Origin of the sequence: Methylicorpusculum sp. (genome assembly GCF_030651835.1) — a bacterium.
Lineage (GTDB): Bacteria > Pseudomonadota > Gammaproteobacteria > Methylococcales > Methylomonadaceae > Methylicorpusculum.
Map to the genome: position 1 here is coordinate 16,798 of NZ_JAUSBX010000128.1, position 20,888 is coordinate 37,685.

The 20,888-nt window shown below is 46.4% G+C and carries 18 protein-coding genes; 16 read left to right on the forward strand and 2 right to left on the reverse strand.

All coding sequences use genetic code 11. The annotated features are described in order from the left end of the window. Positions 1 to 19 precede the first annotated feature (19 nt). The 10 genes from bioB (at position 20) to Q7V32_RS16620 (ending at position 9,813) form a co-directional block, all read left to right on the forward strand. Positions 20 to 1,018, forward strand: coding sequence for a biotin synthase BioB (gene bioB / locus Q7V32_RS16575; RefSeq protein ID WP_304898091.1), 999 nt, complete (start codon positions 20 to 22; stop codon positions 1,016 to 1,018). 170 nt (positions 1,019 to 1,188) lie between these two features. Next, positions 1,189 to 2,349: an 8-amino-7-oxononanoate synthase gene (gene bioF / locus Q7V32_RS16580; protein WP_304898092.1), complete on the forward strand. Its 1,161-nt coding sequence runs from the start codon at positions 1,189 to 1,191 to the stop codon at positions 2,347 to 2,349. Next, positions 2,346 to 3,107, forward strand: coding sequence for a pimeloyl-ACP methyl ester esterase BioH (gene bioH / locus Q7V32_RS16585; RefSeq protein ID WP_304898093.1), 762 nt, complete (start codon positions 2,346 to 2,348; stop codon positions 3,105 to 3,107). The genes bioF and bioH overlap by 4 nt, the downstream gene beginning before the upstream one ends. A gap of 2 nt (positions 3,108 to 3,109) precedes the next feature. Then, entirely contained in the window at positions 3,110 to 3,904 is a 795-nt protein-coding gene (bioC, locus tag Q7V32_RS16590; RefSeq protein ID WP_304898094.1) for a malonyl-ACP O-methyltransferase BioC, read from the forward strand. After that, entirely contained in the window at positions 3,905 to 4,573 is a 669-nt protein-coding gene (gene bioD, locus Q7V32_RS16595; protein WP_304898095.1) for a dethiobiotin synthase, read from the forward strand. It abuts the gene before it with no gap. An 80-nt stretch (positions 4,574 to 4,653) separates the two neighbouring features. Further along, positions 4,654 to 5,049, forward strand: coding sequence for a bacteriohemerythrin (locus Q7V32_RS16600; RefSeq protein WP_304898096.1), 396 nt, complete (start codon positions 4,654 to 4,656; stop codon positions 5,047 to 5,049). 264 nt (positions 5,050 to 5,313) lie between these two features. Next, positions 5,314 to 6,459, forward strand: coding sequence for a cytochrome c oxidase subunit II (coxB, locus tag Q7V32_RS16605; protein WP_304898097.1), 1,146 nt, complete (start codon positions 5,314 to 5,316; stop codon positions 6,457 to 6,459). A gap of 65 nt (positions 6,460 to 6,524) precedes the next feature. Further along, entirely contained in the window at positions 6,525 to 8,144 is a 1,620-nt protein-coding gene (ctaD, locus tag Q7V32_RS16610; protein WP_304898098.1) for a cytochrome c oxidase subunit I, read from the forward strand. A gap of 244 nt (positions 8,145 to 8,388) precedes the next feature. Continuing rightward, positions 8,389 to 8,934: a cytochrome c oxidase assembly protein gene (locus Q7V32_RS16615; RefSeq protein WP_304898099.1), complete on the forward strand. Its 546-nt coding sequence runs from the start codon at positions 8,389 to 8,391 to the stop codon at positions 8,932 to 8,934. A gap of 15 nt (positions 8,935 to 8,949) precedes the next feature. Next, complete coding sequence (locus tag Q7V32_RS16620; RefSeq protein ID WP_304898100.1) at positions 8,950 to 9,813, forward strand: cytochrome c oxidase subunit 3; 864 nt, start codon at positions 8,950 to 8,952, stop codon at positions 9,811 to 9,813. A 126-nt stretch (positions 9,814 to 9,939) separates the two neighbouring features. Here the strand turns inward: Q7V32_RS16620 and Q7V32_RS16625 are convergent, their stop codons facing one another. Next, positions 9,940 to 10,191: a twin transmembrane helix small protein gene (locus tag Q7V32_RS16625; protein ID WP_304898101.1), complete on the reverse strand. Its 252-nt coding sequence runs from the start codon at positions 10,189 to 10,191 to the stop codon at positions 9,940 to 9,942. 79 nt (positions 10,192 to 10,270) lie between these two features. On the opposite strand from Q7V32_RS16625, the gene Q7V32_RS16630 reads away from it, so the two are divergent. From Q7V32_RS16630 to ftsX, 5 genes are read left to right on the forward strand one after another with little or no spacing between them, the layout of a single operon-like run. Then, positions 10,271 to 11,008, forward strand: a complete 738-nt coding sequence (locus Q7V32_RS16630) for an SURF1 family protein (RefSeq protein WP_304898102.1) — start codon at positions 10,271 to 10,273, stop codon at positions 11,006 to 11,008. Further along, the gene (locus Q7V32_RS16635; protein WP_304898103.1) at positions 11,001 to 11,597 is read left to right on the forward strand and encodes a hypothetical protein; all 597 of its coding nucleotides are present in this window, start codon (positions 11,001 to 11,003) and stop codon (positions 11,595 to 11,597) included. Before Q7V32_RS16630 ends, Q7V32_RS16635 begins: the two co-directional genes overlap by 8 nt. Positions 11,598 to 11,600: 3 nt before the next feature. Further along, complete coding sequence (ftsY, locus tag Q7V32_RS16640) at positions 11,601 to 13,583, forward strand: signal recognition particle-docking protein FtsY (RefSeq protein WP_304898104.1); 1,983 nt, start codon at positions 11,601 to 11,603, stop codon at positions 13,581 to 13,583. A gap of 2 nt (positions 13,584 to 13,585) precedes the next feature. Beyond that, positions 13,586 to 14,242 carry a cell division ATP-binding protein FtsE gene (ftsE, locus tag Q7V32_RS16645; protein WP_304898105.1) on the forward strand — a complete coding sequence of 219 codons (657 nt, stop codon included), beginning with the start codon at positions 13,586 to 13,588 and terminating at the stop codon, positions 14,240 to 14,242. A gap of 3 nt (positions 14,243 to 14,245) precedes the next feature. After that, positions 14,246 to 15,235, forward strand: a complete 990-nt coding sequence (gene ftsX / locus Q7V32_RS16650; RefSeq protein ID WP_304898106.1) for a permease-like cell division protein FtsX — start codon at positions 14,246 to 14,248, stop codon at positions 15,233 to 15,235. 60 nt (positions 15,236 to 15,295) lie between these two features. Here the strand turns inward: ftsX and Q7V32_RS16655 are convergent, their stop codons facing one another. After that, entirely contained in the window at positions 15,296 to 19,573 is a 4,278-nt protein-coding gene (locus tag Q7V32_RS16655; RefSeq protein ID WP_304898107.1) for a DEAD/DEAH box helicase, read from the reverse strand. Between the two features lie 315 nt (positions 19,574 to 19,888). On the opposite strand from Q7V32_RS16655, the gene Q7V32_RS16660 reads away from it, so the two are divergent. Further along, positions 19,889 to 20,659: a serine protease gene (locus tag Q7V32_RS16660; RefSeq protein WP_304898108.1), complete on the forward strand. Its 771-nt coding sequence runs from the start codon at positions 19,889 to 19,891 to the stop codon at positions 20,657 to 20,659. Positions 20,660 to 20,888 lie beyond the last annotated feature (229 nt).

Here is a 20,888-nt window from a genome sequence, read left to right on the forward strand (position 1 = left end):
TTGGCCGGAGATTAACAGAATGTCTGCAAACCCTGCAATACGCCCCTTTGTTCCTGAACTATCGCTACGCCATGATTGGCAGCTGGATGAAGTTCAGGCGCTATTTGATTTGCCTTTCAACGATTTGATTCATCAAGCACAGACTGTTCATCGTGCCAATTTTGATCCAAACGAAGTTCAAATCAGCAGTTTGTTAAGCATCAAAACCGGTGCCTGTTCAGAAGATTGCGGCTATTGTCCGCAAAGTGCGCGTTATGATTCCAGTCTTAAAGCGGAAGCCTTAATGCTGGTCAATGAGGTGTTAGAGGCAGCCCAACGCGCAAAGGACGATGGTGCATCTCGCTTTTGCATGGGTGCGGCCTGGCGGCAGCCCAAGGATAAGGATATCGAACGTGTTGTTGAGATGATTAAAGGCGTCAAGGCTCTGGGTATGGAAACCTGCGTGACGCTCGGTATGTTGACCGATAAACAAACCGAAGAGTTAAAAGCGGGCGGACTGGATTATTACAATCACAATCTGGACACTTCGGAAGATTATTATTCAGAAGTTATTACGACAAGAACCTATCAGGACCGGTTGGATACGCTGGCAAGAGTTAGAGACGCCGGTATCAATGTGTGTTGCGGCGGCATTGTCGGTATGGGCGAAGGGCAGCAAGACAGAGCCAAGCTGCTGATCGAACTGGCTAATTTACCCAAACATCCGGAAAGCGTGCCTATCAATATGTTGGTTCAGGTGCAAGGGACGCCGTTGATGGGTACCGAGTCATTGGATCCTTTGGTTTTTGTCAGAACCATTGCGGTTGCACGCATCATGATGCCCAGATCCCGCGTGCGCTTGTCAGCGGGCCGAAAGGAAATGAGTGATGAAATGCAGGCGCTGTGTTTTCTCGGCGGCGCCAATTCCATTTTTTATGGTGATAAATTATTGACCACAGATAATCCAATGACCCATCAGGATTTAACGTTGTTCAAGCGGTTGGGGCTTCATTCGGGTGGATCAAGTCACGCGCAATGACACCCGCAATTCTCAATTTGAAGGGAAAAATGGCTGGACTAAGCTTTTCGAGGATGTTGGCAGCAGGGATGCTGCCGTCAAGCCCCCATGGAAGGGTTTACGGCGTTTCTCGAAAGGCTTAGCCAAGCCCCCCAAATGACGCTGAAAATTTCAAACTGACCATTGCTAAAATGACACTCCCTTTTTCCGGATTAACCGAGCAGCTCGAAAGCATTCATCAAGACGGTCTTTACCGTTCTCGGCGAGTGCCGGATTCGGGGCAGGGTGTTCATTGGGTCTTGAAGGGGCAGCCGTTTGTTAATTTCTGCAGTAACGATTATCTGGGGCTCGCCAGCCATCCAGATATTGCCAAAGCATTTAAGCAAGGCATTGACCGTTACGGAGTGGGCAGCGGTTCTGCGCATCTGATATGCGGCCACAGCTTTGCGCATCATGCGCTTGAAGAGGAGTTGGCCGATTTTACCGGCCGTTCTCGTGCGCTGTTGTTTTCAACCGGTTATATGGCCAACATGGGAGTGATCTCGGCATTGGTTGGTCGTAGCGATACCGTGCTGGAAGATCGATTAAATCATGCTTCTTTACTGGATGGCGGCCTGTTATCCGGCGGCCGATTTAAACGTTACGCCCATGCGGATAGTGAACATTTAAGCCGTCAGATGGAAACATCAACGGGCAAGGCTTTGGTCGTGACGGACGGTGTATTCAGCATGGACGGGGATTTTGCTCCGCTGGACAGTCTGGCAAACGTCACCCGCCAACAAAATGCCTGGCTTATGGTGGACGATGCGCACGGACTCGGCGTAATCGGGGCTAATGGAGGCGGCATACTAGAGCATTATGGTCTTGGTCAGCACGAGGTCCCGGTATTGGTCGGCACGCTGGGCAAAGCTTTCGGCACATTCGGTGCTTTTGTTGCCGGTTCCGAGGAACTGATTGAAACGTTGATTCAAAAATCAAGAACGTATATCTACACCACTGCGACACCACCGGCTTTGGCCGAGGCGACTCGCGCCAGTTTGAAAATCATCATGGCTGAGACTTGGCGGCGTGAAAAGCTAAAAATGCTTATCGAACGTTTTCAACAGGGTGCCGGACAACTGGGTCTGCCGATAAAGCCAACGGAATCGCCCATTCAACCTGTCTTGATTGGTGACAGTCATAAAGCCTGTCATGTCAGTCGGCAGCTTGAGCAAGCCGGGTTTTTGGTCAGCGCCATACGTCCTCCGACTGTGCCTAAAGGTTCGGCGCGTCTGCGCATCACGTTTTCAGCGCTGCATGAAGAGCAGCATATCGATCAACTGCTTGAAGCCTTGAGTCATTCCGATTTATGAAGTTACACCTGGAAACCTACGGTCAGGGTTTGCCTTTGGTTATGGTTCACGGCTGGGCCATGCATACCGGGATTTGGCGATCATTCGCCCGCCGTTTGGCTGCGCATTATCACGTGTACTGTGTGGATTTGCCGGGGCATGGATTGAGCCGGCATTGTGAGCAATTCTCGTTGCCCCGCATTTGTGAATCATTAGCTCAACAATTGCCGAAGCAGCCTTATGTCTGGTTGGGCTGGTCGCTGGGCGGTATGGTCGCCGTTGAAATGGCGCGCCTGTTTCCTGACAGAGTCAGTGCCATCGCCTTGCTGGCGAGCAATCCTTGCTTTGTCGGGAAAGCCGACTGGCCGGGCATTAAAGAGTCGGTTTTAGACAGCTTTGCCGAGCAGTTGAGTCTTGATTGCCAGACCACATTGCTCAGATTTTTGTCGCTGCAAATCAATGGTCTTGAGAACTTCAAAGCATTATCAAAAACGATGAAAGCGGCGGTAAGGGAAACCGACACACCAGCCCAGCACATTTTGCAACAAGGACTTACGATGTTAAAAAACGAGGATTTAAGGCCCGCATTAAGGGAACTTAAAATGCCAATAGCTGCAATATTCGGTAATAGAGACTCTTTGGTGCCGGTCAGTGTCGGTCCGGCTTTACAGGTGCTCAATCCTTCCATCACGGTTAATGTGATGAGCAATGCGGCGCACGCGCCTTTTTTGTCGCATGAAACGGATCTTTTGGAATTGATTACTGATTTTGTGAATTAACGATGAGTGCTGTTTTTGATCTGGACAAGCAAAAAATCAAGACTTCTTTTGGTAATGCGAGCCTTTCTTATGACAGTGCTGCCCGATTGCAACAGCAGGTTGGGCTTCATTTACTGAATCAATACGCAGAAAAGGGATTGTCTGGGAATATTTTGGATGTCGGTTGCGGAACCGGTTTTTTGACCGAGCGCCTTTTGCAGTTTGCTTCACTAGAAGCCATCATCGCACTGGATATCGCTGAGCCGATGTTGCATCGGGCCCGCCTGAGGCTGGCTGACCATTCCCGAGTGGCTTATGTCTGCGCTGATGCTGAGTCTTTGCCGTTCGTGGATCAACAATTTGATTCAATAGTCTCTAATCTGGCTTTGCAATGGTGCAATCTGAATAGTGAAACTTTTTCCAGGTTTAAAAAACTGGTTAAACCTGGAGGCCAATTGATTTTTTCAACCTTCGGCCCGCAAACTCTAAGCGAGTTAAAGCTTGCCTGGGAAGCTGTTGACGACTACCGCCATGTTAATGACTTTGCAGTGCAAGATGATCTGTTTCAGGCGTTAACTCAGGCAGGATCAAAAAAAATTCAGATTGAAACCGTTATCTATAAATCGGCTTATGAATCGGTGCTGGAATTAATGGCTGAATTAAAATTCCTGGGTGCGCACAACGTTGCTCGAGACAGAAAAAGACGGTTAACTACTAAAGCTGAATTGCGAAAACTGTTGGCCGCTTATCCGAAAACAAGCGAAGAGCCGGGTATTTTTGCTACGTTTGAAGTTATTTATGTGGTGGTCTCCTTTTAGATGAGTAAACAAAGCTACTTTATTACCGGAACTGATACCGGTGCAGGTAAGACCTGGTCAACTGCCGCGTTAATGCATCATTTTAAAATGAAAGGCAGCACGGTGATCGGTATGAAGCCAGTCGCCTCGGGTTGCGAGGAGATTTCAGGTCAGCTAAGGAACGAAGATGCCTTGTTGCTTCAGGAGCTTGCATCGGTCCCTGTATCTTATGAACTGATTAATCCTTACGCATTTAAAGAGCCTGTTGCACCGCATTTGGCGGCGAATGGTCAGATAATTGATATTGATTTGATACACGCGGCCTATAAAAACTTACAGACCCTGGTCGATGTCGTTTTAGTCGAAGGAGCGGGCGGTTGGCTGGTCCCTTTGGGCAGGGATCAGGATTGGAGTGACGTGGTCATGCGCCTTAACATTCCCGTTATCACCGTTGTGGCTGTAAAATTGGGCTGTATCAATCATGCCCGTCTGACCCATAAAGTCATCGCCGATGCCGGTATTCCCTGTGCGGGATGGATCGCGGCCTGTGTTGATGAAGCCATGCTTAGGCCGGAAGAAACATTGCAAACGCTGGTTTCATTGATTGACGCGCCCTTGCTCGGAGTCTTTCCTTTTCAGAAAAATCCTGATTTTGCGCAACTGGCCAAAGCGATGATAATTTCCCTATAAAAAGTAATTGATTTTAGATCTAAATTTATCCATACTTAAATTGTGGTTTTAAAATAACAATAACACTATGGGGAACTACTATGAGCTTAATTAACTGGACTGCAGATCAATACGGAACCAACGTTGGATTTGCCGATGAAGAACACCAAATCCTGTTTGGTAAGTTGAATAAATTATATGACTTGGCAACTGGCGGGGCAGAGCGCTCAGCTATTGGCGGGCAGTTGGATGACTTGATTGCTTATGTAGTGGATCATTTTGCTCATGAAGAAAAAGAAATGGCCGCTGCGCAATTTTCCGGTATAGAGGCTCATAAAGCTGAGCACCAAGCTCTGATAGCGACATGCGCCGATTTACAGAAAAAATTTCATGCCGGTGAGGCTGATGTAACCGAAGAAGTCGGTCAAATGGTAAAAGGCTGGCTGGATAGTCACATTCCTACTTTCGATAGAGGGTATTCTTCTGTATTAAGTTGAGTATTCCAATTAGATAATTAATATAGCCCGTGATGGAAACATCACGGGCTTTTTTTTGTCTGATAGCCAATTCGGGAAAAGCTCTTCTGGCTTAGTGTCGTTTCATGGGTTAAAATTCTTAAGTTATTTAACCATTTAAAAAGGGGCAGATGGACGTGCTCAATCAAAAATTCAATCAATAAAATGCATACAAGAGTTTCTAACTACCTACCTGGAGGCTGCTCCGTGAAGAAAGCAAAGCAACTGATCGCATGTGTGATTCTAATGGCAATGAGCCTAGAATCTGCGCAGGCGGCATACGACCTTAATTTGAAGCAAGGGGTAACTCAGATCAGTCATGATGTGTATGATTTGCACATGCTGATTCTGTGGATTTGCGTATTTATCGGAATTGCCGTGTTTGGGGCCATGTTTTATTCGATTTACTATCATCGTAAATCGAGAGGACATGTCGCATCCCAATTCCATGAAAGCACAAAGATAGAAATCTTGTGGACGATTATTCCTACGCTGATACTTGTTGGCATGGCAATACCCGCCACCAAGACCATGATGGAACTGAACGATGTGCAAGATGCCGATATGTCAATCAAAGTGACAGGCTGGCAATGGAAATGGGAATATGAATATCTTGATACGGGCGTGCATTTTTTCAGTAGTCTGGACGAAGCCAGTAATAGAGCCAGGCAATTAGGTTCCGGCATAGATCCGAGATCAGTTCCTCATTATCTGCTTAATGTGGACAATCCTTTGGTAATTCCGGTCAAGAAGAAAATCCGTTTTCTTTTTACAGCCGCCGATGTTTTGCACTCCTGGTGGGTGCCCGATTTAGGTTGGAAAAAAGATACGATTCCCGGTTTCATCAATGAGGCATGGACATATGTCGAAAAACCAGGCACGTACCGCGGGCAATGTACGGAATTGTGCGGAAAAGACCATGGCTTTATGCCTATCGTAGTGATTGCAATGGAACAAGTTGATTACGATAACTGGGTGGCAGAGCAAAAAGGTTTGGTTGCTGAGACCAATGCTGCGGCTGAAAAAGAATGGTCAAAAGACGAACTTATCGCCAAGGGCGAGTCTGTTTATCAAAATAACTGTGCTTCCTGCCATATGGCCGACGGAGCAGGTATGGCCGGGGCATTTCCTGCTTTGTCCGGAAGCAAACTGGTCAATGGTGACATCAACAGTCAGATTGATCTGGTTTACAAAGGTAAGGGAATGATGCCTGCGTTTGGTCAAATGTTGAGCGAAGTGGACTTCGCAGCCGTCATAACCTATACCCGAAATGCTCTTGGTAATGCAGTAGGAGATTCAGTCCAACCCTCAGCCATTAAATCATTGAAATCATCTGCGCCTGCGCAAAATGATGATAAAGACGAGGATGATAAAGACGAAGGAAACACCTAGTGTTTTGAACAAGCTGTTTGCTTTGTTTGAATTCAAATCTTTTTTACAAAAATAGAGGTAACACAATGTCAGCGGTAGTCACTGAACATGATGATCATCATGAGCATGATCATGATCACGGCCCCAGTAAAGGCCTTTTAAGATGGTTAATAACCACCAACCATAAAGATATCGGAACACTTTATCTGTTGTTTGCACTGGCAATGTTTTTTGTGGGTGGTGCAATGGCATTGGTTATTCGTGCCGAATTGTTTGAACCGGGTTTGCAGTTTGTGCAACCTCAGTTTTTCAATTCCATGACGACCATGCATGCGCTGGTCATGGTTTTCGGTGCGGTAATGCCTGCTTTTGTGGGCTTGGCTAACTGGATGATTCCCATGATGATTGGCGCTCCTGATATGGCGTTGCCAAGAATGAATAACATGAGTTTCTGGTTGCTGGTTGCCGGTGTTTTAATGCTGGCCAGCACCTTATTCATGGAAGGTGGCGCACCCGCATCGGGATGGACTTTGTATCCACCTTTGGTTTTACAAACCGGTGCGGCATTACCCTTTGCCATCTTCTCGGTGCATTTGCTGGGTATTTCATCGATCATGGGCGCGATTAACATTATCGCAACCATTTTTAACATGCGTGCTCCTGCGATGACATTGATGAAAATGCCGCTTTTCGTATGGACCTGGCTGATTACCGCTTTTCTGTTGATTGCGATCATGCCGGTTTTTGCCGGTGCGGTAACCATGCTGTTGACTGACCGGTTTTTCGGAACCAGCTTTTTTGACGCAGCGGGCGGCGGTGATCCCGTTCTGTATCAGCATATTTTCTGGTTTTTCGGTCATCCTGAAGTATATGTCATGATTTTGCCTACTTTTGGTGTTGCATCCACAATTATTCCTGTGTTTGCACGTAAACCTTTGTTCGGTTATAGCTCGATGGTCTATGCGACTGCAGCCATTGCTTTCCTGTCGTTTATCGTATGGGCTCACCATATGTTTACTGTGGGTATGCCGATAGCCGGTGAGTTGTACTTCATGTATGCCACCATGTTGATTGCGATTCCTACCGGTGTAAAAGTGTTCAACTGGACAGCCACGATGTGGAAAGGGTCCATGACCTTTGAAACACCGATGTTGTTTTCGATTGCATTCGTGGTGTTATTTACGATGGGTGGATTTACCGGCTTGATGATGTCGGTTGCGCCGTCTGACTTCCAGTACCATGACACTTACTTTATCGTTGCTCATTTTCATTACACATTAGTCCCCGCTTCCATATTCATTTTGATGGCTGCCGGTTATTTTTGGCTGCCCAAATGGACCGGCCATATGTATGACGAAAAAATCGGTAAACTGCATTTTTGGTTATCCGCCATCTCTGTCAATATCCTGTTCTTTCCTCAGCATTTTCTGGGACTGGCTGGTATGCCAAGACGTATTCCGGATTATGCCGTGCAATTTGCTGATTGGAATATGGTGTCGAGTATTGGCGCGTTCATTTTCGGCTTCAGCCAATTACTGTTCCTTTGGATTGTTGTTAAAACCATCAAAGGCGGAACCGGTGAAGTTGTAACAGACGAGGTATGGGAAGACGCAAGCAAGCATGGCCTTGAGTGGACATTGCCTTCTCCTCCGCCTTACCATACGTTTACTACACCACCTGAAATAGTTCCTACTGAGCATTTTTAAAAATCCTTAATGCAGGTAATTAGCGGAAGCGCTGAATCAAACGGCGTTTCCCAGGGCTACGCATAAGACGAAATATCCGTAGCCCATTTAGTGTTTTTTAACTAAACACTGCATTAAACGTAATAAATGCATGAATAATCAGGAAAACCATGACGACCAAGAGCAAAAACATTTTAACGGCATTAGTTTTGACAGCTTTCGTTCTTGCTGTCTATGTGTTTGCTGTGATGAGAGCAATTGCAGAATGAGTGATGGCGTAGATTCAAAAAACCGTAAACTGGTTACAAAGCTGGTGTTGATTGCCATTGCCATGTTTGGTTTTGGGTATGCACTGGTCCCCATTTATGATGTGTTTTGCGACATCACCGGCTTGAACGGCAAGACCAACACTGACGCCGTTCTGGAAACGCAGTATCAAGTCGACAAAACCAGAGAAATCAAAGTTGAATTTGTGACCTCGGTCAATAAATCGGCGCCTATGACTTTTCGTGCTGAAAACAACAAGATTGTCGTTCATCCAGGCCAGTTTTATACGGTTAATTTCTATGCCGAAAATCTGACTGACAAAAAAATGGTGGCACAGGCCATTCCCAGTGTTTCACCCGGATTGGCGTCGGAATATTTTAAAAAAACTGAATGTTTTTGTTTTACGGAACAGGTTTTTGAACCCGGTGAGAGCAAGACAATGCCGGTTCGATTCGTAGTTGAGCCGAATCTGCCTGAGCAGTACAAAACTATTACACTTTCTTACACTTTTTTTGATAATACTGATAAATCAGTAAAAAACTAACAACAGGGGAAGGCTATGTCCACAACTGCTTATTACATACCGCATAAAGCTACGTGGCCTATCATAGGCACGGGCGGACTTATGTTAACTTTGGCAGGTTTTGCCAATTTCTTGAATGGATCATCCATCGGTTCGACCATGATGGTCATGGGGTTCATGACTTTTATTGTTATGTTGGCCGGTTGGTTTAGCTTGCAGGCAACGGAAAGCGAGTCCGGCATGTACAGCACTCAGGTCGGTATTTCTTACCGCATGGGCATGATGTGGTTTATTTTTTCAGAAATTATGTTTTTCGCCGTTTTCTTCGGCACTTTGTGGTACACCAGAAATTTGTCAGTACCCTGGTTAGGTGGATTGGGCGACGGCCCCGGCCGTTCTTCGCACCTGTTGTGGGAAAATTTTACGGCGCAGTGGCCAACAAACGGTCCCGGTGAAATCGGTGGTGAATTTGAACCTATGGGAGCATGGGGTTTGCCCTTATTGAACACGTTAATCCTGCTGACCAGCGGTGTCACATGCACATGGGCTCACCATGGCCTTTTAGCTCAAAAACGTGACCAGCTGATTAAAGGATTGATTGCAACGGTAGCACTTGGCTTTATGTTCGTGGCATTTCAGGCTATTGAATACCATGAAGCCTACACTGAAATGGGCTTGACACTCGGTTCGGGTATTTACGGTTCTACTTTCTTCATGTTGACCGGTTTTCATGGTTTTCACGTATGCGTGGGTGCCATTATCCTGTCAGTAGTTCTGTTTCGCAGCTGGAGAGGCCATTTCAAGCCGGAAAACCATTTTGCTTTCGAAGCAGCCGCTTGGTATTGGCATTTTGTTGACGTGGTTTGGTTAGGCTTATTTGTGTTTGTCTATTTGCTTTAAATTAATAGCAACACAGCAATTAAAGCGCTGCTTTACGCAGCGCTTTTTTTTTGTAGCGGCTTGACTTTTCAGCGGGTTGAAAATACAGCGCGAACAATCTAAAGAACAATCGCTCAGATCTCGTTCTTACCGCTTAATTTCTTCCTGGCCTGTTTTAGTGTGGAGTCTTGCGCCAATACCATGGGGCTTAATAAGCCCTGTAGCCACAGCAATAAAGATAAAAATAAACAATAAGACTGATAAAGTAATTCTTACCGTCAACGCTTTAACTGTTTTTGTGGAATTTTCCTCGGTACGTTTTACCAAATGAAAGAGAGCTGAGCCTAAGCTAAAGATGATGCCTATAAATGCGATTCCGATAAGGATTTTGATAATCATAAATTATGTGTGTAAACGTCAAAAACCAGGATATTCTCAGTGATTCAATCCGTCTTGCCAATAGAGCATTAAAAAAACAATGAACAGAAAGATTCGTGTAAAAGGCTTTTACATTAAATCGGTTCCATTAGTGGCTTATCTTTGCTTTTTAGTATTATTGCTATCGCTGGGTAATTGGCAATTAACGCGGTCAAAAGAAAAAGCCGTTTATATTTCTGAATTAAACCGAAGTGCCGATTTGCCAAAAATCCCGTTAACAGCGGATTTGATTGAGACAGCCAAGTCATTGCGTTTTCAATCAGTTGAAGTTTCCGGACGTTACGATGATCAACATCAGTTTTTACTGGATAACCAGGTTCGTCGTGGTAAGGTAGGTTATTTTGTCATGACCCCTTTTTATCTGACCGGATCAACGATTGCCATTTTAGTAAATAGAGGATGGATTCCTGCAAATCTGGATAGAAATCAGTTGCCTGGTATCGCCGTGCATGAAAATCAAATCACAATTTCCGGCAGAATTAACCATTTTCCCGGTTTGGGAGTCAAGCTGAAAGGCGCGGAAATTCCTACGGACACATGGCCATCGGTGGTGCAGTTGATTGACTCGCAGGTTTTGGCAAAAATAATTAATCGGCCTTTAGCAGATTTTCAGATCGAATTGCATCCGGAATCCCCCGATGGCTATGAGCGGTCGTGGCACATTTCTGTTGAAATAACACCGGAAAAACATATTGCTTATGCCATTCAATGGTTTGGATTGGCATTAACACTCACAATTTTATTTGTTTGGTACAGCATAAAAAAATCTAATGAATAATCAACAAAAGAGAAATCAACGACTGATCCTCGCTATTTTTGGTATGTCGGTCATCCCTTTTATCATTGCCTGGTATCTAGCCGAGCATCCTGAAACGGTGGCGGGTAGAACAAATTACGGTGAATTGATCATTCCACCCATCACGACTGAAAGAACTGATTTGACCGGATTTGACCAGTTTTCTAGTGAAAACCTGGGTGAACTTAAAGGTCGCTGGGTCATGATCAATCTGATTCCGGCATCCGATTGCAATGTTGATTGTAAAGAATCGATCTTCAAGTCAAAACAATTATTGCTGATGATGGGCAAGGATTTAACCAGAATCCGAAGAGCGGTCATGGTCTTTGAAGGCGTTACCGTTGATACACAGGGCGCCTGGTGGTCAGAAGATAGCCGCTTATTGAAAGTGAAACCGAATCAGGCGCTGCAAAAAAAAATAGAAGCGTTAAAACAGGGCAAAGTACCTCATGGCATGTTTATATTGATGGATCCACTTGGAAATCTGATGATGCACTATCAACCCGGGTTTGATCCCTACAAGGTCAAGAGCGACCTTAGGAAACTTCTCAGCATTTCACAAATTGGATAGACAATGTTTAGAAAAATTACATTTCTGTGTTTTTTCATCGCTTTGCTGCTCGTTATATTCGGCACTTATGAACGGCTGTCCGATGCCGGTTTAGGCTGCCCGGAAGGGCCCGGTTGTCACAGCCAGCTGGTGAATCCGGATGATCTTGACTTACAGGAACAATTACCGGTCAATGAGCCGGCTCAAGGGCTTGATATTATTAAAATCTGGAAAGAAAAAGGGCATTTCTATCTTTCCGGCCTTTTGTCTGTTTTCGCCGTTATTTTATTTCTAAGCGCATGGTTTCAGTCCCGCCATAAGCTATCGGCAGTATTAGGAGCAACCGGCATTCTGGTGCTGGTGGCATTGCAAACGTTTACCGGCTTGATTAACTTGGGTCTTAAGGTAATGCCGGTAATTGGCAGTGCTCATTTAGTGCTCGGTTTTTTAACCGTCTGGATGCTGTTTTGGCTGTTTTTAAAAACACATCCCGAGCTAAAAAAATCAGAAGTTTCCGGATTTTCCAGTGCCCATTTTTTGAGTACCTTCGGCATCCTGTTGTTGCTATTGCTCATCATGTCCGGCATCTGGGTAACCGGTACCGGCTCCGGGATGGCTTGCTCCGGTTTCCCTCATTGCAATGGACAATGGTGGCCCGAAGCGGATTACAAAGTACTAGTACAAGTACTTGGCGGAATGCCTGCCGGAAATGAGGCTCAAGTTGCGATTCACTGGTTACATCGGATTACTGCACTGATTAGCTTCATTGTCTTGAGCAGCGTTGTCGGGGCGGCAAGCACTTCAAATAATGCTAAACAAGTCCGAATCGCAAGCCTGAGTCTGGCTGTGCTTCTGTTGCTGCAAATGATGACCGCAGCCTTTATGGTGATTGCAAACCTGCCTTTATGGGCGGTTTCAATGCATAGCAATCTGGCGTTTCTGTTAATGTTGCCGCTGATTGCCATCCGTTTATACAGCCGTTATGAGCTTAAAGGTGAAATTGAGCTTACTCAACCGAAGTTAGTTAAAGCGCAGCTAGCCAGAGTTGAGCCTTCCGAAGCCACCTACACAGAGCCTGAGCCGGAATCCCTTTATTCAAGGCTTAAATCTCAATTGCAAAGAACCCGGACGGGTTTGGGTTCTTTGTTGAACGCGATACCGATAGGCCAGAAAACGATTGATGATGAGGTTCTGGAAGAGATTGAGGCTAATCTTTTGATGGCTGATATGGGCATGGATGTCACTACCTTTATCATCAATAAACTTAACAGCCCGGCTGTTAAGGAACAGATCAAGCAAGGCAGCACCATAACTGATGTGCTTAAGCATGAATTATTGACGATTCTGAAACCCTGTTGTGAACCCCTGGTCATCCCAAAGCAAGAAAAGCCCTTTGTGATATTGGTGGTGGGGGTAAACGGTGCCGGCAAAACAACGACTATCGGCAAGATGGCAAAACGGCTTCAAGCTCAAGGTCACAGTGTCATGTTGGCCGCAGGAGATACTTTTAGGGCGGCGGCAGTTGAACAGCTTCAAACCTGGGGCGAACGTAATAAAATTCATGTCGTCGCGCAACATACCGGAGCCGATTCTGCGTCAGTCATTTATGACGGTTTACAATCGGCACAGGCTAAAGGCGTTGACGTATTGATTGCCGATACTGCAGGCCGCTTGCATACCAAGTCCAATTTGATGGATGAATTAAAAAAAGTAAAACGAATTATGACTAAACTTGATGAGGACGCCCCTCATGAAGTGCTGCTGGTTTTGGATGCAGGCACAGGACAAAATGCTTTGTCACAAGCCCGGCAATTCAATGAGACGGTAAAATTATCCGGCATTGCTTTGACAAAACTCGATGGGACTGCGAAAGGCGGAATCATCTTCGCGCTGGCCAAACAACATGCTATCCCGATCCGTTATATTGGCATTGGTGAAGGTATTGATGATTTGCAGGATTTCGATGCGGAAAAATTTGTCGATGCCTTATTTCTGAATGATAACTGACCATGTTGAAATTTGACCATGTTTGCAAGCGTTACCCTGAAGCGGGTGATGTCTTGACAGATGTAACTTTTCATTTAAAGCCCGGCGAATTTGCTTTCCTCACAGGCCACTCAGGTGCTGGAAAAAGCACACTGCTGAAATTGATTGCACTGATGGAGCGATGTAACCGGGGTAATGTGTTGCTGGACGGGCAAAATTTGAACAAAGCCAAAAACAGGCACATTCCTTATATAAGAAGGAAATTAGGTCTGATTTTTCAGGATTTCAAATTGCTCAATGACAGAACTGTTTTTGATAATGTGGCTTTGCCCTTAGTCATAGCCGGGCATGGTCATCAGGAAATCAGCCGTCGGGTCCGCGCGTCTCTGGATAAAGTCGGTTTATTGGGTAAAGAGAAAAAATATCCGCTCACCTTGTCAGGCGGCGAGCAGCAACGGGTCGGTATCGCGCGTGCGGTTGTTAACAAACCGCCGTTGATACTGGCCGACGAACCAACGGGTAACCTAGATCCTGAGCTTTCTGCAGAAATCATGAAATTATTCGAGGATTTTCAGCAAGTAGGAGTGACTATTTTGATAGCCACTCATGATATTCCACTGGTTAAAAAAATGGGTCATCGCGTATTAAAGCTGGATCATGGCCGCTTGGTGGCGAGCTGAGTCATGAGAAAAGAGTATTACCGAAAAGCCAAAGTACCGGTTCGAAAAAAAGGTTTTGTCTCCAATTTGGGCGATAAATTACATGCCTATCTGGATATTCATGCCCATGCTTTTTTTTCCAGCCTGGGACGCTTGGTTAGAGCGCCGTTCTCATCCATCATGACCATCGCGGTCATGTCCATTGCCATTGCTTTGTCGGCCGGGTTCTATTTATTCGTGGCCAATATTCAGCAATTAACCGACAGTTTTGAAGACAGTAATCATATGTCCGTGTTTTTGAAAGAACAGGTCAGTGATCAAGCGGGTGCAAAGTTAGCAGAGACTCTTCGCAGCTATGGCAACATTAAAGACACGAAGTTGATATCCAGATCGCAAGCATTAACGGAATTTCGTGAATACAGCGGCTTTGGGGCAGCCATTGATGCACTGGACAAAAATCCTTTACCGGCCGTCATACAAGTAATGCCTTCGTCTGAATCAATGACGCAGCAACAATTGGAACAGCTGCGCCATACCCTTTCGCAGTTGCCCGAGGTGGATCAGGTTCAGCTGGATTTAGAGTGGGTCAAACGATTGCAGTCCATGTTGGCGTTGGCTGAGCGAGGCGTTACGCTATTGAGTACGATATTCGGTATAGGGGTCTTGTTTATTACCGGCAATACCATTCGTCTTGAATTACATAATCGCCGCGAAGAAGTCATCATCGCCAAATTGGTCGGCGCTACAGACCGCTTTATCAGCCGTCCATTTCTTTATACCGGATTTTGGCTGGGCTTATTATCCGGTATAACAGCCTGGCTGATTGTGACGATGATGATGATGGTATTACAGACACCGGTAGATGAACTGTCCAAGCTCTACGATGGCCTATTTAACGTCCTCTATTTGGGGTTCATTGAGGTAATGGCGCTTTTTGGAATATCCACCTTGTTAGGGGTATCAGGAGCTTGGTTAGTATTGGTTTATCAGCTCAGGCAGTTAAACCCTGAATAATCCGTTTTTGACCAAGCGATTATTATTTGTTTTACCGACGTCATCTGGCGATCTTCATTCTTAAGCTTTTTTGAGCAAGACATTTTTTAAGCGCCATTCCTCTTCGGGTTCGACGGCTTTAAGAAAGCTGATTTTACTTTGAGCTCCGGTTGCAACCGGTACGCCGTTCCGGTATAAAATTTTATGATTGGCTAAAGCCGGGATGCGCTGGCCGGGGGTAATCACTCCGGTCAAATTGAGCGGGTCGGCGGCATTGATTACCACAAGATCATCCTGCTTTGCATTTCTTCGGGCGGCTCTTAACCCTTCAAGGGCTTGCGGCAAGGCGAACTGCTCACCGGAAAAACCCTGCACAAAACGTCCTCCGCGTAATTCACCGCGGGCTTCCATTCTTCGAAATACATAGAGTAATTCCCGCCATGATGGCATGATAGATTCCATTTCCAGTACTTTTCTGAACACCACGCCATAGCGCTTGAGTAGGATTTTAGCGACATGTTCACAGTGTTCATAGCGCTCATTGTCCTTGGTCGAGCCTGGCCTGATGAGAGACCAGCGTCCGGCAGCTGTAAAAGGATCGTATGACGGGTAACGCTTGCTGCGCCGATGCAGGATTTTTTGTGGCGTAATAAGGGTACGTAATCCTTGAAAACTGTCGGCTGTGATAAGTCCCCATGCGGCCAGTTCTGCCAATCCTTCTTCAACTTGCACTTTCAATAAGCCTGTTTCTAAAGACAAGTCCTCAAAAAAACTGGCGCCCCATTGTCTGAGAGCCGTGATGATTTTTTGTGCCGGACTGGAGAGTGTTTCCGGTTCGGGTGTTGATAGCGGCGCATAAGCACGCCAGTGGTCAAGATGGGGTCGTGCGATAAAACTGATGGACGTGCTTTTGCCGGCCGGATTTTTCCGGTGATTCTGGTTTTGAGGCGGCTGCAAACGTAACCAAATGATCTTGCCCATGCTGCATAACTGATCAAGATCGGATTTCTGATAACTGCGAATACGCGAGGGCAATATATCGGCCTCCCAACTGACAGCAGGAAGCCCCAATCCTTCTAATTGCAACAAAGATTCCTGCAAAGCCCCGGCACCTTCGCCTTTATCATCAAATCGATGCCAATGAAATAAAAAGCGCATGAAGTCAGCTGCAGGAACCGGCTCTATTTCGCTGCGCAATTGTTTAAGCGTGTAGCGGTGAATTCTTGCCAATAAGCCCCGATCACACCATTCAACAACGCCTGACTCAACATGACTAAACTGACCTTGTATGGCAAAACCTTCAACCTGCAGCGCTTCAAGAGCCGCTTGAACCGGCATTTTTTCTATGCCCAAAGATGCTGCCAGCGCGCTTGCGGTTACAGGGCCTAAGCCTTCCATCCGGCTGCGTATGATGTCGACCAGGCTATTTTCCGGTGTATCGCATTCACCAGCGACAGCTGATATGACAGGTTCAAGATGTGCATTGGGAAATGCCTGCATCAGGTTTTGCAAGCGTTCAGCCGCGACCCACAGTCTTACTCCTGAATCCAGGGTGAGTAAGGTAGCACGCTGTGTTTGCTGAAGGCTTTTAAAAAATGCGGGCCATGCTTGATCCGTCTGATTAATTGATTCGTGACCGTTCAGGCCCTCGTTTTCTGTGATATAGGCCAGCACCACCAACGCATCATGAAGTTCATCAGGTGAATTTACCTGTGGCCAGGCTTCCATTTTTACACGGGCAATGGCCTCCGGACTTAGCCGACCTAAATCGCCCGCGCTTTGAGGGTCTATAAACCGGCGTTGCTGAACCGCCAGCGTTCGCCGCTCTTCCGCCGGTGCATCATCCAAAAAGGCATAAGGACGCGCATTCAATATTTCCAGGGCCAACGGGGAAGGGGAGGTTAAATCTTTGGCAAGTATCTGTATGGTTTTTTGTTCGATTCCGGACAACAAGCGAATCAAGCCATCGATATCCATCAGTTCATGCAAACAGTCATAGAGCGTCTGATTGACTAAGGGGTGATCAGGTATAGCCCGGTCCCCCGCAATATTTTCCTGGCAGGCGAGTTGATCCGGAAAAATGACGGCGATCAGGTCTTCAGCATCGTTACGCTGAAAATAGGCGGGCACCTTTTTTCCGGCACGGTTTCGAGGCACCGCCAAGGCCGTATTGGCAACCCACCGCCAGCGAGTCGGAAACATGGGCGCTGCAAGCAATGCCTGGATCAAAATCGCTTTGACCGTCGCCGATTTCAGGTAATGAGCGGGTTCCTCCAGTGGAAAACTATGGGTAGGTCCCAAAGACAGAACAATAGCATCTTCTCCTGCGGCGGCCTGCAGTTCAAAGTTGAACGTCCGGCAAAAGCGTTTACGCAAAGCCAGTCCCCAGGCTCGGTTGATACGGGAACCGTAAGGTGAGTGAATGACGAAATGCATATCGCCGGTTTCATCAAAAAAACGTTCGAACACGATGGTTTGTTGGGTAGGAATAATCGAGAGCGCTGCTTTTGCTGAGGCTAAATACTGAACCAATTGGTCAGCAGCGGCAGCATTGAGGCTGATCGAGTCAGTCAAATACTGAAGCGCAGGCTGAATGCCTTGATCGAGCTTATGATCCATGGTGTCACGCAGATTCGATACTGCCTTGGAGAGTTCATCAGTGCGCCCGGGCGCTTCGCCAAACCAAAATGGAATATTGGGCGGCAAACCGTGCGCATCTTCAACATAAACCCGACCTTGTTCGACTTTTAAAAGCCGATACGAGTTATTTCCCAGTTGAAAAATATCACCGGGTATACTTTCGAATGCAAAGTCTTCGTTTAACGTGCCTACGAATAAACCCTCCGGTTGCATTATCACGTCATAATCGAATTGATCCGGTATCGCGCCGCCGTTTACGATGGCAGTTAGACGCGCACCTTTTCTGGCTCTCAATACGCCGTGAACGACATCGCGGTGCAAATAAGCGCCTCGTCGGCCTCTTCGCGTGCTATAGCCTTCGCTGAGCATTTTGACCACCTTTGCAAAGGTTTCATAATCCAGAGCATGATAAGGCCAGGCTTGGGCAAAGGCGTCATAAAGTGCTTTTTCCTGCCATTCACGGCAGGCAACTTCGGCCACAATTTGCTGAGCCAAAACATCCAAAGGATGTTCAGGCAGCTTGATTTTGTCCAGTTCGTCATGGCTAATAGCGATAAGCATCGCCGTGCATTCGACCAAATCGTCGCGTGATAAAGGAAACAGCCTGCCCTTAGGCGTAGCACCCAAGCGGTGACCGGACCGGCCGACCCGCTGTAATAACGCGGCAATGCTGCGCGGTGAGCCGATTTGACAGACCAGATCGACATCGCCAATATCAATGCCCAATTCCAGTGATGCCGTTGCTACCAGCGCTTTGAGGCTGCCCTGTTTCAAACGTTGTTCGGCGTTGAGCCGATGTTCTTTGGCAAGGCTGCCATGGTGAGCGGTTACATGCTCTTCGCCTAAACGTTCCGCAAGAGCAGCAGCCAGGCGTTCAGCCAGTCTGCGGGTATTGACAAAAATCAAGGTGGTCCGGTGTTGTTCGATCAAATCAACCAGGCGAGTATAAATTTCCTGCCATACTTCACTGGCCATGATCGATTCCAGAGGCGAGCCGGGAACTTCAATCTGAAGGTCGCGCAAACGCTTATGGCCAGTATCAATGATTTGGCAAGCCGTATTGCGATTTCCCGTCAAGAACCTTGCCATGTGTTCAATGGGTTTTTGTGTGGCTGACAGACCGATTCGAACCACTGGCGCTGCGGTTAACTGGTCCAGACGCTCCAATGATAAAGCCAGATGAGCCCCCCGTTTGTTACCTGCCAGCGCGTGAATTTCATCGACAATGACGGTTTTGACGGTGCCAAGCATGATACGGCCGGAATCTGACGTGAGCAAAACATAAAGCGATTCAGGTGTGGTAACCAGGATATGCGGCGCGCATCGTTTCATGGCATTGCGCTCTGACGTTGAGGTGTCGCCGGTGCGTGTTTGCACACGAATGGGGACATCCGGGAGACCATTTTCCAACAGCGCAAACTGAATGCCGTCCAGTGGCCATTCCAGATTTTTATGAATATCGTTGGACAGGGCTTTTAAAGGTGAGATATAAAGTATCACCGTTTCATCAGGTAAAGATGACGATATTCCCTGAACAATAAGCTGGTTGATTGCCGCTAAAAATGCGGCCAGTGTTTTACCTGAGCCGGTAGGGGCTGCAATCAGCGTAGCATGACCGGCTTGTATAGCCGGCCAAGCCAGCGATTGAACGTCGGAAGGCGCTGAAAAATGGCTTGTAAACCATTCTGAAACGGCAGGATGAAAATTGATTAAGCTCATTCAGCTAGTAAACGATGGATACTGTGGTGTATTTATCGTTAGCATCATATCAGCAAGCTGATCTTTTCTAATAGGCTTCTGTTTATAACTTTATGAATCAAAGTTTATTCGTTATCTGCTCACCCCCTCCGATTTTATTGGGTGTAGGTGCTTGATTTCAAAGGACACATAAATACGTCCCTACAGCTCTCTGCAACATCCCTCTTGCAGAAGCCTTTTCAATCAATCACCTACACCCTCTATTCCAAACGGGCGAGTAGTCACGTTTATTATGACCTTAGGCCAAGTGACATTGTTTTATTCTGCAGGAGTTTCATGCGCTTACAAATTATAAGAATTATCGCGGCTTTATTTTTATGGCTGCAATTTCATCAAACGCAAGCTGATGAAGTACTGTCAGCGACAATTGCCAGAATTAAACCGAGCATTGTTGTCGTGGGCTCATTCCAGAAAACACGCACACCTCGCGGCCTTTTTTTAGGCACTGGTTTTGCTATTGGTGACGGCACGTTGATTGCTACCAATGCCCATGTTATTTCCAAAGAAAAAGATTTAAGCCACAAAGAAGCTTTAGCGATATTCGTTCGAAGAAACGGTAAAGAGGAGATGGCTTATGCCACGGAATTAAAAGTGGATCCAGTTCATGACATTGCGGTTTTAAAACTGGCAGGCAATGCGCGTTTAACGCCGATGATACTGGGCAATGCCGACCAGGTTAAAGAAGGTCAAGACATTGCATTTACCGGATTTCCAATCGGCATGGTTTTAGGCCTTTATCCTGTTACACATCAGGGTATTATTTCGGCCATTTCGCCAACAGTCATTCCCCAGTTAAGCGGAAAGTTATTAAGCTCGGATATGCTGAAACGCTTGCGAGAACCTTACGACGTCTTTCAACTGGATGCCACGGCGTATCCGGGCAACAGTGGCAGTCCGCTTTATGATCGGCAAACAGGCACTGTCATTGGAATCATTAATAAGGTATTTGTACAGGAAGGTAAGGAGTCGGCGATCACAAAACCCAGCGGCATAACCTATGCCATGCCAGTCACTTACCTGAAAAAATTATTAGATAATGTCGATTGAATGCCGCTCTTGAGCTATGCTTTTCATCATGCATAAGCAATAGTTAACCTTGATTCTGCAACAGAGACTTTTTGGTTAGCAATGTTAAATTTCAGCGCCATTCAGCTCCAAGAAGCCGGTTCTTGCTCATAAACAGTTTTTATTTTTAACTTATTCGAAAAATTCCCAATGATAAGGATTTTCCGCCATTACATCTCAAGTGCGTTCTTGTGGTTGCTTATTTTAGAAG